Origin of the sequence: Salegentibacter sp. T436 (genome assembly GCF_001932675.1) — a bacterium.
Taxonomy (GTDB): Bacteria; Bacteroidota; Bacteroidia; order Flavobacteriales; family Flavobacteriaceae; genus Salegentibacter; species Salegentibacter agarivorans.
In genome coordinates, this window is the sequence record NZ_CP012872.1 from 1,131,789 (window position 1) to 1,144,522 (window position 12,734).

Sequence of the window (12,734 nt, forward strand, 5' to 3'; positions counted from 1 at the left end):
ACTTAGCCAACCGGATACTTACAAAAATAGCTTTCTGGCTACTCACTATTTATGAGATATTACCTTTTGCTTTTTTTTACGGTCACATTTGTGTTTTCTTCATTTTCAAAAACCGAAGAGAAGCTATCTCAATTACCTTTTGATGCTATTAGAGACTCCATTCATAAATATAAATTTTCTGATAGGCCTAAAGCAATCAAGGCTGCCGAAGCATATATTTTAAAAGGAAAAAGGGAGAAGAACAAAACCGAAGAATGGTTAGGGATGGAATCTATTGCTCTAATTTATGTTAGGTTCCGGTTGTATAAGGAAGCCAATGAGCAAGCTGAAAAAACCTTAGAATTTGCCAAAAATAACAACCTTCCAAAGCTTGAGATGAGGTCGCTTTCATTACTTGGAGACTTGCAAAAAGCGGTAACTACAGTTGATAAGCAACTTTTCTATTATAGTAAATTATTACAACTTGCCAAGGCCCATAATAATGAAATGTATAGAGAAACAGCACTTAATAAAATAGCTGCTGTTCAGGATTTTAGTGGCAATACGGGAAAAGCAATAAACACTTATAAAAAATCATTGGCATATTATCAAAACAAACCTCTTGATTCTAATTTTAATCAAATAAAAAAGAATAGCAGTATTATTTCAATATACAGCAGTTTGGCTATTTCGCATTTAAAATTAAATCAACTGGATTCAGCAAAGTTATATAGTACCAACATTAAAAAGTTTAAAGAAAAAGAACTGGATACTTGCTATGCAGCTTATAAATATACTATAGATGCTGAAATAGCATACAAAGAAAAAAGGTTTAAAGACGCCCGACAAAACTATGAAAAAGCATACGCTGTTTGTCCCAGCGAATATGATTTAATACAACTAAACAAAGCCTATGCTTTGGGTAAAATAGAAGTTGGCGAAAAAAACTATCCTGAGGCTATTGGAATATTACAGAAAGCTCTGGACGATTATCAGGTAACTGCGGTAGAAGAAGGATTTATGGGAGATTATTACGATAAGTTGGCTGAAGCTTATAAAAATACAGGCAATTTTGAGAGGGCAAGTTATTATTTTGAAAAATATCTCAGCACGCAAGCTGAATTTAGCCAACTTAAGGAAAACGCGAGAGAAAGCTTTATAAAAAAAGAAAGGGCCGCATTTAAAAAAGATTTTGACGCTTTGGTTTCTGAAAAAGAAGAAAATCAAGCAAACCTAAATTCTTTATTATTGGGAGGTTCTATGATTATTTTAGGGCTCCTCTTTCTATTGCTGAAATTTTACCGAAATAAGAAGTCAGACGAAGTGAAATTTGAAACATTACTGGCAAAAATTGAGGCAGCCCAATCTCCTGGAGATATTATTGATACAAAAGGCGAAGAGCTGGAAGAAAAAAATATCATCGAAGTGCCGGAAGAAACAAAACAACAAATACTTGAGGGTCTCAAAAAACTGGAAAAACAAGAATATTTTTTAAAACAAGAATGCAATTCCTATAATGTAGCCAGAAAAATTGGAACAAATACCTCTTATCTTTCTAAAGTGATTAACAACTATTATGGAAAGAATTTTAATACTTACATTAACGACCTTCGTATAAATTATGCCATTACAAGGTTAAAGAACGATGCGATTTTTAGATCGTATTCTATTCAATCCATCTCCGAAGAAGTGGGGTATAAATCGGCAGATTCTTTCACTAAATATTTCAAAAAAGACACGGGTCTTAACCCTTCTTTTTACATTAAGGAAATTAAGAATATCACTTAAAATGCCGTTGGCACCCTAAATTTATAAATATAGGTTTAGTATAATTTCAACTTTTTAAAGTAATCTATTTTCTTTTTAATCCTTTTCTTTGCAGTGTTTAACGTAATTCTTCTTGTGCCCTAATTTTCTAAAACTGGGTTGCCTTTTCTTTTTTAATGAGTTTTTGTGATGCAAATTTGGTTTCAGAAGTTAACCATATAAAAGCGTTATTACGAAAATACAGAATGAGAAAAAACGAAAGAAAGGATTAGTATTAAAAATAATCCTGGGGTTTATTATAGGTATTTCCTTTGGTTTTGGAATTGGGAAAATGGTCAAATCCAATGGGAGTTTAGTGAATTCTATTGAAAAGAGTCTTCAGCAAAACTGTAATTGTGAAAGTGTAATAGTAGAAGATCGCGCCATTGGAATTCAATTCAATAAACTAGACGTTTTCAGTAATTCAAAATTAGGCATCACATTAATAAATCCCTCTTATTCTTCTTCTGCAGAAAAGGAAGCAAACCGATTAAACCGTATTCTGAAAAAAGACGTTCAAAATTTTAAATCGGTGGATTTTATCACTTTTAATTTTAAGTCAAAAGGCAGAACTAAAACTGTAAAAATTAAAGATGGAAATATCCTGTAATCTACAAACACTCAAGATAAACTAAAAACTACTGCAATGAATACTTCAAACAAGCAATCAATTTTATGGCTTATAGCCTTTGCCTTATAGCCTACATATTTGTCACCCAATATATTCATTTACAAAATCATTAATCGTGAAAAATAACACTGCAAAACGCATTAAACTTATAAAATTTGCTATCGGCATCTTAATAGGTGTTACAATTTATCTAATCGTACAACTAATATTCTAAACCAAATAACATGAAAACACTCGTAAAACACTCATTTATATTAGCAGTGCTGTTCTTAGTGGCATCGGTACAAGCTCAAAAACTAGACGGCTCCTATAGTGGTAATCTAGATGTACAGGGTACGCAACTGGAGTTAATTTTTAATATTTCATCGGCTGAAGATGGATATGAAGCTACTCTGGATGTTCCTGCCCAGGGAGCTTCAGGAATCGAACTGGATTCGGTAGTTTTGCAAGACGATACCGTAACCATTAAATCGGCTAAAATGCAAATGACCTATACAGGCACATTAACCGATGATGGTATTGAAGGAACTTACAACCAAATGGGCAAAGAATACCCGCTAATATTGAAAAAAACTGTGAAGAAAAAACCAGGAAACATTGCATTGCCATCTACCGATGCTGAATTAGATAAACTCGCTGCGAAAGAAACTGGAGATTACAAATACTCAGTAGAAGACTATTTTACAACCCCCGAAGCCTTTTCGTTTCAGCTATCTCCAGACGGAAAATACATAGCATATATGAAGCGAAGAAAAACCGGTGAGCGCGACCTGTATTTAAAGGAAACTGCAACCCAAAAAGAAACCCTTCTGAAAAAACAAGAGGAAGACTTAATTCGTGGCTTTTCCTGGGCAAACAATGAACGTATTTTATACCTTCAGGATAAAGGAGGTAATGAAAACTATCACGTATTCGGGGTAGATGTTACTGGCGAAAATGGTAAGGAGCTTACACCTTTTGAGGGAGTAAGGGTTAATATAATAGAGTCTTTAAAAGAAGACGAAAACCACGTGATTGTGCAGATGAATAAGGACAATTTGCAACAGGAAGAGCCGTATCGTCTTAATATAAATACGGGCGAGGTTACCAAATTGTACACTGTACAAGATGGGGACCCACCGGTTGCTGGATACAATTTTGATCGTAAAGGCAACTTGCGAGCTATTACAAGAATTGTGGATGGTGTAAATACAGAGCTGCTTTATAAGATTGACGGCGAATTTAAACGGGTGAAACTTACCGAGTTTGGTGATACCTTTGGCATTTCTTCTTTCAACCCGAATACTGAAAATCCAAACGATGCTTATGTGGTTTCTAATCTTGAAGATGATAAAATAGAGATTCAACTTTACGATTTAAAGAAGGACAAAAAGATAAAAACTGTTTTCAGTAATGATACTTTTGATGTTTCGGGTATCTCGCTTTCCAGAAAACGCAATTATGAAATAGATTATTTTAGCTATACAGGAGAAAAAACAGTGGTTGTTCCGGTAAGTGAGACTTATAAGAAAATCTATAAACGTTTACAAAAAGAATTTGACGATAAGCAGTTTTTCACTGTTGGAAAAACCGATGATGAGTCGCAATATATGGTTGCGGTTACCAGCGATAAAATTGTGGGTGAATACTATCTATACGATGTAGAGAAAGATAGTGTGACCTTATTATATAAATTGTTGCCACAGTTAAAAGCTGAAGATATGGCAAGCATGAAGCCTATTAGCTTTACAAGTCGGGATGGGTTAACGCTTCATGGATATATTACACTACCCAACGAATATAAAGAAGGATTACGTGTACCTTTGATTGTAAATCCGCACGGCGGGCCGCAAGGAATTCGTGATAGCTGGGGTTTTAACCCTGAAGCACAATTGTTTGCAAGTCGTGGGTATGCAACTTTACACGTTAATTTCAGAATTTCCGGGGGCTATGGGAAGAAGTTTTTAAAAGCCGGCTTTGGGCAGATAGGTCGTAAAGCCATGGACGATGTAGAAGACGGGATAGATTATGTGGTAGAACAAGGTTGGGTAGACAAAGACCGTGTGGCGATTTATGGCGGTAGTCACGGTGGTTATGCTGTATTGCGCGGAATGACGAAAACACCCGATAAATATGCCTGTGGTGTAGATTATGTTGGAGTTAGCAACTTAAACACCTTTATGGAAACTATTCCACCCTACTGGGAAAAATACCGCGAGTTATTGTATAAAATATGGTACAATCCAGGTATTCCGGAAGAAAAAGAAATTATGGACGAAATTTCTCCGGCATTGCATGTAGATAAAATAAAGAATCCTTTGTTAGTGGTGCAGGGAGCCAACGATCCTCGTGTAAATATAAACGAGGCTGATCAAATTGTGGAAACCCTTAGAGAAAAAGGTGTAGAGGTCCCTTATATGGTGAAATATGATGAAGGACATGGCTTCGGTAAAGAAGAAAACCGATTGGACCTGTATAAAGTTATGATGGGCTTTTTTGCAGAACATCTTAAAGTAGAACAAGCAGAGCCGGTTAAAGGCTAGTTATTCGTACAGTTAAATTAAAAGGCTGGTCCAATTTGCACTGGCCTTTATTATTTTGAGCCTTCCCACTCTGCATAAAATTGCTCCAGATAAAGTTCCATAAATTCATGGCGCCTTTTGGCAATCTCCTTTCCTGTTTTAGTATTCATTCGGTCTTTTAGTAAAAGCAACTTTTCGTAAAAATGATTAATTGTTGGTGCGGTAGAAGCTTTGTATTCTTCTTTGGTCATATTTAAATCGGGTTCAATTTCAGGATCATAAAGGGCACGGCCTTTAAAGCCGCCGTAATTAAAGGTTCTGGCAATACCTATTGCACCCAGCGCATCTAATCTGTCGGCATCCTGAACTATTTCCAACTCTATAGAATTAAATTCCTGCTGAATATTTCCGCCTTTAAAAGATACATTTTCTATAATCTTCACTACGTGATTAATAATTTCACCTGAAACCTCTTGTTTCTGAAGAAATTCTGAAGCCACTTTTGGACCCACACTTTCATCGCCATTATGAAATTTTGAATCGGCTATATCGTGAAGCAAAGCGCCTAATTCTACGATAAAAAGATCCGCATTTTCATTTTTTGCAATCAGTTTCGCATTATTCCAAACCCGCTGAATATGAAACCAGTCGTGACCGCCTTCAGCATTTTTAAGGGTTTCTTTTACGAAGGCTTCAGTGTTTTTTAATATCTGGGGTTTATTCATATTTAAATCAAAGAATATTTTTGGAAGTGTCGCTTCGTCAAGCTGAACTCGTTTCAGCTTCTAAGGTGTTATTACAATCTAAGATCTTAGATCTCCGAATAAATTTCGGAGCAGGCTCTGAAATAAATTCAGGATGACGCTTTAATATACCTACAGGCGGTTATTTTTTATATTTATTTAATATCAGCAATAATAGTTCGTTCTACTTTGGCAACCAAACCTTCGGGATCGTCTGATGTTACGGCAATAGGTTCGTGAACTTTCAGTTTAATATGGACGCCCGGTTCCATAGGGAAATTACCGTATTTAAAGAGTTTCCAGGAATTATTGATGGTTATGGGAACTATTAAAGCTTCTGGCATTTGTTTAAAAAGCATTTGCATTCCGCTTTTGGCAAACTTTTTTGGTGCCCCGTTTCGGCTGCGGGTTCCTTCTGGAAAAATTACCGCAGAACGGTTTGTCTTGTTGAGGTATTTGGCAAATTTCGCCATTTTAATAAGCGATTCCCTGGGATTTTTTCTGTCTATCAATACCGAACCTCCGTGCCGTAAATTAAAAGAGATACTTGGAATTCCTTTTCCCAATTCTTTTTTGCTTACAAATTTTGGATGGTGTTTTCTTAAATACCAGATTATTGGGGGAATATCATACATTCCCTGGTGGTTAGCGACGAAAATGCAGGGTTTTTCTATTGGAATATCGTGGGGGTTTTCTATAGTAAAACGTGTGCCCAGAATATTTAAGCAACGCATTAAAAAGAAATTAAAGATATCTACACTTTTTTTATGCGGCTGGTAGCCACCAAGTTTTAAGCACAACCATTGGATGGGATGAAAAACCAGTAGGTTTAAAAAAAAGAAAAAATAGAATAAAACCGATAAGGGGTATGAAAGTATTTTTTTCATCACTTAGATTATGCGGCTAAATTAAGTATTTAAGCCGAAAACCTACAAATACTAATGGGGGAAAGGGAAATAAAAAAGGTCTGAAAGATCACTTTTCGTCAAGCTGAACTTGTTTCAGCTTCTAACCTAATTATAAGTTAGATCCTGAATTTATTTCAGAATGACGTTCTTAAAGCTCTTTCAGACCTTTTTTCAATAATTTATTATACTAGATCGCTGCTTAACAAAACTCGTTATAAGCTCCAATAAGGTTTTCAGCAATCATTTCAGCCGGGCGGCCTTCAATGTGGTGACGCTCTAACATGTGTACTAATTCACCATCTTTAAAAAGTGCCATAGAAGGTGAAGATGGAGGAAAAGGAACCATTAAACTACGAGCCTTTTCGGTAGCTTCTTTATCTACACCTGCAAAAACTGTTACCAGATTATCAGGTTTTTTTGCATTTTGTAAAGAAATTCTGGCGCCTGGTCTTGCATTGGCCGCAGCACATCCACAAACTGAATTTACAACTACCAGGGTAGTTCCATCTTTCTTCATTGCGTTCTCTACATCTTCTACACTGTGTAATTCTTCAAAACCAATGCTGGTAAGGTCTTCACGCATAGGTTTTACTAAATCTGCTGGATACATATATTTGTTTTTTTGTATTAAACTTTAGTAAGTTACAAAGATACCAAATTAACTTCAGCTGCCCATATTTCAATTAATTATGTGCTAATAGGCTAAATTGATGAATCTAAGCTCGTTTGTACTTAGAATTGATTTGAATTTTGAGTGAAGGCTTTAAGCAAATAAATCTCATTTAATGAGTAAAATGGTATCTTTGCCGCTTATTTAAAATTTTCTTCATGTTTAAATGGATTGCAGCCGTGATTGGCTATATGTATTTCCGGTTTCCGGGAGCCATTTTAGGTTTTATAATAGGAACGTTAATAGATAACTGGACCAAGGGAAGTGGTGGAGCCTTTAAGCAAATGTTCGGGCAGCAAGATCAAACTGTATCTCCCGGGGATTTTGAACTAAATTTACTCTCCCTATGTTCCCTGGTAATTAAGGCAGATGGACAGGTTTCACAGTCTGAAATGGATTATGTACGCTCCTATTTTGTGCAGGCCTATGGGAAAGAACGTGCCAATGCAACATTTAGAACTTTTAATGAATTAATTAAAAATCGTGAAATTTCAGCATCAAGAATTTCACAATATTTGGCTGCCAGAACAAAGTATCCTGCACGTTTGCAAATAATTCACTTTCTCTTCGGAATAGCGCAAGCCGATGGCCGTGTTAGTGAAGCTGAAGCTCGCGTAATCCAGGAAATTGCCGGCTATCTTAGAATTGGCCGAATGGATTTTGAAAGCTTAAAAGCTATGTTCTTTAAATCTGCCGATAATGCTTATAAAATCCTTGAAATTGAAAAATCGGCTACTGATGCTGAGGTTAAAAAAGCATACAGAAATATGGTTAAAAAATATCATCCCGATAAATTAGGCCATATGGACGAAGCTTATAGAAAAGGAGCGCAGGAAAAATTTAATAAAGTGCAGGAAGCTTACGAACAAATTCAAAAAGAACGCGGAATTTAAAATTTATATTTCAAATTCAGCATAAAATTCCTGCCTGGGCTACTCACGTTAAACGCTCTTAAAATTGACATATGGTCTACATAGTTTTTATTTAAGGCGTTATAAACTGTAATTCCCGTCTCCAGCTCATCGTTTCCTAAATTAAATTTCTTACTTATTCCTAAATTAAGCAATGAATAACCGGCTGTAGTTTCTTCATTGAAACCTGCCCTGTTTTGGTCGCTTACCATTCTTAATTTTGAAAAAGCATAGAATGATCTATCATTTAAGCCGAAATAACCAACTTCCAGGTTAAAATTATCCGGTGGGATAAAACTTAAATTTCTATCGTTTTTAAGATCTTCTGCCCTTACAATAGCTCCTGAAAATTTTGTTTCCAGGCGTTGCTGGTCAAGCCAGGTATGTTTTATCTCAAATTCAAATCCGTATAAGTTAGCATCGGTTTGGAGATAAGACCAAATTTCCATGTTTTCATCTGGCAATGTTTCATCGGTAGCGGTGAAATAAATATAATTGTTTACCCGGCTACCAAATGCTGAAAAAGTACTTTCAAACCTGTTGTTGCGGTAAGTATAACTTAAATCTGCCTGTATGCTTTGTTCCCTGCCAAATTGATCGTTTCCCTTTTCAAATCGGCTGGTGCCGGGATGTGGACCGTTAGAGAATAATTCAGCCAGATCTGGAGCTCTAAAACCGGTGGAAAAATTAAACTTTAGTTGATTCTTGGCGTTAAATTTTTTAGTGGCGCCAATAGAACCGGTAAATCCGTTAAATGTCCTGGTAAGTTTTCGATTTTGAGGATTCCCGGGAAGGATATAGTCGTCTGCAATTAGTTCTTCTGAACTGGCATCTGCGGTAACATTTCTATAATCGTAACGAAAGGCGCCCTGGAGAAACCAACTGTCAATATCTAAACTCGCCAGGTAGTAGATTCCGTTTTCAAAGATTTCGGCATCAGGAATTAGAAATTCCTGCGAATTTTTAATGTTCTGGGTTTTTACAAAACTTCCCTGTGTTCCCAGGCTATGCTTTATTTTTCCGTTAGGAAAAGTTATTCTTGCATTGTAGAAGCTGTGGTTTTGCTGCAATCCAAGATCTACAAGATCAAAATCCTGCTCCACTTCCTTTCTATTATTTGAGTGGTGTGAAAGGTGTAGAGAGGTCTCAAAATTCTCGTGTTGCGTAGTTTGATTATAAGAAAGCAAATAGTCTTTTACCTCCTGAAACGGCAATTGCATATCCCTGTCATTTCGACCGGTGGCGAGGCTTTTTGAATCCTCCATTTCTTCATCCAGGATAATTCCTAAATTTTGATCATTAAAAGAAAATGATAATTTATTCTGAAAGTTTTCTTTTTCTATTCCGGTGTGTAGTCTAAGTGTCTTTGTATTGAATCGGCTGTTTCCAATTAATCTTCCATTCCCGTTTTTATAATCTGCGTGATTCTCATAAGCAAGATCGGTAGCTATAAAAATCCCATATTCAAAAGATTTCCCTAGAGAAGCATAGGTGCGAATTCCGTTGGAAACATTATTAAAAGTGGCACCAATATTTCCGGAAAACCTTGGGGATTCTTTGTAAAATTCGTCATCCCGAGTGAGTAGAACGCCGCCCAAAGCACCGGAACCATATAAAACTGAAGCAGGACCTTTAATAACTTCTACTTTTTTAATGCCGAGATCGTTAATTCCCAGGCCGTGATCTGCGCCCCATTGATGATTTTCCAGCTTATTTCCCTGGTAAATAGTAACCACCCTGGAAAATCCAAGTCCGCGGATAAAAGGTTTCACTATACCCTGGCCGAATTCTGCTCCATAAACACCGGGAACTTCTCGTAAACTTCCCATCATCCCGTTAGGGTTTCCTTTGCTTTCAATGCCCTGCATATCTATACTGGACACATTATAAGGCGTGCGGCGTGTAAGCCCGGTTTGTGTATCTACAATCAAGACCTCATTAAGTTCTTCAGAAGATTTCTCCAGTTGTACATTAAGCGTTTTGCTTTGTCCTTCATTTATTAGAATATCACGGCTAAACTTTTTAAAACCAATAGCGCTAACCTCAATACTATGATTCCCTGCCGGAATATTTTTCAATAGGAATTTACCGTCTTTATCGGCCGTAGTACCAAGGGCGGAAGCTTTGATATAAACATTTGCAAAAGCCACAGTACTGCCTTCTGAAGTAATTTCCCCCGAAAGTTTTCCGTGCTGGGCAAAGCCAGAAAAACTGATTAGTGTCAAAAATATTATTGCTAATGTTTTCATTTTCTTATTTTTGCCAAAACTATAAAATATATTTAGATAAGTCTAAAAATAGGTTTTTAATTTTAAAAATGTATTTTTGGGAAATGAAAACTGCCTCGGAGTAAGCTAACGAGGTGCTATTGGTTTTAAATCGCGATTATCGAGCAAATTTGAAGTATGTTTAGTTTTTCAGAAGAAAATTATCTTAAAGCAATCTTTCATTTAGAAAGAAAATACCAGGCTGGTGTAAGCACCAATGCACTGGCGGAAGAAATGGATACCAAGGCTTCCTCGGTGACTGATATGATTAAAAAACTATCGGAAAAGGAACTGGTGATCTATAAGAAATACCAGGGAGTAAAACTAAGTGAATTAGGAGACAAGACCGCTATCCAGGTAATTAGAAAACACCGCTTATGGGAATATTTTCTGGTAGAAAAACTCAATTTTAATTGGGATGAAGTACACGATATAGCCGAACAACTGGAACATATTAAATCTGAAAAACTTACCCACGAATTAGATAAATTTCTCGGTTTTCCTAAACGCGATCCTCACGGAGATCCAATTCCTGATGCTGAAGGAAACTTTAGTGTAGCTAATAAAATGCTGCTTTCTGAATTGGGGAAAGCAGAAAAGGGAATTTGTGTAGGCGTAAAAGATTCTTCATCTGAATTTTTAAGGTTTTTAGACAAGAATAATATTGCCTTGGGGAAAGATATAAAAGTGCTTGAAAAGGAAGCTTTTGATGGGTCTATGCTAATTCTAATAGAAGAAAGAGAATTGAGAATTTCACAATTAATATCAAATAATCTATATATAAAAATCCAATAGATGGAAGAATTAATCGCTTATTTTGAACAATTAGACCCGGTAATGGCAGCATTACTGGCTACAATTTTCACCTGGTTACTTACCGCTGCGGGAGCTTCTTTGGTTTTTCTATTTAAAAACATGAATAGAAAATTATTTGACGGGATGCTTGGGTTTACCGGTGGTGTTATGGTGGCTGCCAGTTTTTGGAGTTTATTGGCGCCGGGGATAGAAATGAGCCCCGGAGAAGGTTTTGAAAAAACAGTTCCGCCGCTTGTGGGATTTGGACTGGGAGCACTTTTTCTATTCGGACTTGATAAAGTACTGCCTCACCTGCACGTAAACTTTAAAATGAGTGAGACTGAAGGAATTAAAACCCCCTGGCATAAATCTGTTCTACTTACCCTTGCCATTACTTTGCATAATATTCCTGAAGGATTGGCCGTAGGGGTGCTTTTTGGAGCTGCGGGTGCGGGTCTGGAAGGGGCCAGTATTGGTGGTGCTGTGGCTCTTGCCATAGGAATTGGTTTACAAAACTTTCCTGAAGGTTTTGCGGTTGCCATGCCGCTTCGTGGGCAGGGAATGAGCCGTTGGAAAAGTTTTAATTTTGGTCAACTTTCGGCTATTGTAGAGCCTTTTGCCGCGGTGCTTGGTGCCTGGGCGGTGATGACTTTTGAGCCTATTTTACCCTATGCACTTTCTTTTGCCGCCGGTGCGATGATCTTTGTGGTGGTAGAAGAAGTTGTTCCGGAATCTCAAAAGGGGAATTTTACCGATATTGCAACTATGGGCTTTATTGTAGGCTTTATGGTGATGATGACCCTGGATGTTGGTTTAGGTTAAAATCTCTTGCAACATTTAAGTTGAAGTGTAGTCTTTATAATAAAGAACTATGCAAGTAAACCCCAAAAATATGAAATTGACTTACGCTAACAGCGTTTTTCATCTTTTAAAACCAGCTTTGTTGGTTTTCAGTCTTTTTCTTTTTGCTATTTCTGCATCAGCGCAAGATGAGGCCGAAATTGAAACATATTTTGCTGAAACTAAGTTGGGAGAATCTTTTAATTTTAATGAAAGAACAATCCATTTTAAAGAAGTGTTGGTAGATTCAAGATGTCCCAGCGATGTAACCTGTGTGAGAGCCGGGGAGGCAAAAATTCTGGTAGAAATATTTAAAGGTGAAAAATCTTTGGGAAAAGAAACTATTAGCCTGGGAGCAAATGTAAATTCCTTTAAAACCAGCCTGGCTATTTTTTTTGAGGAAGAATTAGATATAGAATTCCTGTCGCTTTCTCCATATCCAAAAACTTCAAGAAAGATAAAAGCTTCAGATTATCAACTTCAGTTTAAAATAACTGAAACAGTAAAGCGCTAATCACAACCACAACCCGAAACTCCGCAAGCTTTGGTCTTTTCAGATTTCTTCTTTAAGAATGCAGGTTTCCATATAAATTTTGTTAGGATATATCCTAATGCGATCGCGAAGGTTATAAAAACGAGAATTTCCTGTATTAATTCCATAATATTTAAGTCGTTTTATAATA

General features: G+C 36.6%; 12 protein-coding genes. 7 read left to right on the plus strand and 5 right to left on the minus strand.

Annotated elements, in window-relative coordinates; all coding sequences use genetic code 11:
* Positions 1-51 precede the first annotated feature (51 nt).
* The 3 genes from AO058_RS04965 (at position 52) to AO058_RS04975 (ending at position 4,938) form a co-directional block, all read left to right on the plus strand.
* A complete protein-coding gene (locus AO058_RS04965; RefSeq protein ID WP_075325518.1) occupies positions 52-1,767 on the plus strand; it encodes a helix-turn-helix domain-containing protein in 1,716 nt (571 codons plus the stop codon).
* Between the two features lie 310 nt (positions 1,768-2,077).
* The gene (locus AO058_RS04970; RefSeq protein ID WP_075325519.1) at positions 2,078-2,395 is read left to right on the plus strand and encodes a hypothetical protein; all 318 of its coding nucleotides are present in this window, start codon (positions 2,078-2,080) and stop codon (positions 2,393-2,395) included.
* A gap of 245 nt (positions 2,396-2,640) precedes the next feature.
* The gene (locus tag AO058_RS04975; protein WP_075325520.1) at positions 2,641-4,938 is read left to right on the plus strand and encodes a S9 family peptidase; all 2,298 of its coding nucleotides are present in this window, start codon (positions 2,641-2,643) and stop codon (positions 4,936-4,938) included.
* A 50-nt stretch (positions 4,939-4,988) separates the two neighbouring features.
* Here the strand turns inward: AO058_RS04975 and AO058_RS04980 are convergent, their stop codons facing one another.
* The 3 genes from AO058_RS04980 to AO058_RS04990 form a co-directional block, all read right to left on the minus strand.
* Positions 4,989-5,642: an HD domain-containing protein gene (locus AO058_RS04980; RefSeq protein WP_075325521.1), complete on the minus strand. Its 654-nt coding sequence runs from the start codon at positions 5,640-5,642 to the stop codon at positions 4,989-4,991.
* Between the two features lie 173 nt (positions 5,643-5,815).
* Complete coding sequence (locus tag AO058_RS04985) at positions 5,816-6,547, minus strand: lysophospholipid acyltransferase family protein (protein WP_075325522.1); 732 nt, start codon at positions 6,545-6,547, stop codon at positions 5,816-5,818.
* Between the two features lie 220 nt (positions 6,548-6,767).
* A complete protein-coding gene (locus AO058_RS04990) occupies positions 6,768-7,178 on the minus strand; it encodes a BrxA/BrxB family bacilliredoxin (RefSeq protein ID WP_075325523.1) in 411 nt (136 codons plus the stop codon).
* Between the two features lie 218 nt (positions 7,179-7,396).
* Here AO058_RS04990 and AO058_RS04995 point away from each other — a divergent pair, with 218 nt between their 5' ends.
* Entirely contained in the window at positions 7,397-8,131 is a 735-nt protein-coding gene (locus AO058_RS04995) for a TerB family tellurite resistance protein (protein ID WP_075325524.1), read from the plus strand.
* Here the strand turns inward: AO058_RS04995 and AO058_RS05000 are convergent.
* Complete coding sequence (locus tag AO058_RS05000; RefSeq protein WP_075325525.1) at positions 8,128-10,398, minus strand: TonB-dependent receptor; 2,271 nt, start codon at positions 10,396-10,398, stop codon at positions 8,128-8,130. The genes AO058_RS04995 and AO058_RS05000 overlap by 4 nt on opposite strands.
* Before the next feature lie 156 nt (positions 10,399-10,554).
* On the opposite strand from AO058_RS05000, the gene AO058_RS05005 reads away from it, so the two are divergent.
* The 3 genes from AO058_RS05005 (at position 10,555) to AO058_RS05015 (ending at position 12,565) form a co-directional block, all read left to right on the plus strand.
* Positions 10,555-11,211: a metal-dependent transcriptional regulator gene (locus AO058_RS05005; protein WP_075325526.1), complete on the plus strand. Its 657-nt coding sequence runs from the start codon at positions 10,555-10,557 to the stop codon at positions 11,209-11,211.
* Positions 11,212-12,033, plus strand: a complete 822-nt coding sequence (locus AO058_RS05010) for a ZIP family metal transporter (protein ID WP_075325527.1) — start codon at positions 11,212-11,214, stop codon at positions 12,031-12,033. It abuts the gene before it with no gap.
* A gap of 70 nt (positions 12,034-12,103) precedes the next feature.
* Entirely contained in the window at positions 12,104-12,565 is a 462-nt protein-coding gene (locus tag AO058_RS05015; RefSeq protein WP_143083639.1) for a hypothetical protein, read from the plus strand.
* On the opposite strand, the gene AO058_RS18480 is transcribed toward AO058_RS05015, so the two are convergent.
* A complete protein-coding gene (locus AO058_RS18480; protein WP_177195687.1) occupies positions 12,562-12,711 on the minus strand; it encodes a hypothetical protein in 150 nt (49 codons plus the stop codon). The two genes, AO058_RS05015 and AO058_RS18480, sit on opposite strands and share 4 nt — an antisense overlap.
* Positions 12,712-12,734: the final 23 nt, after the last annotated feature.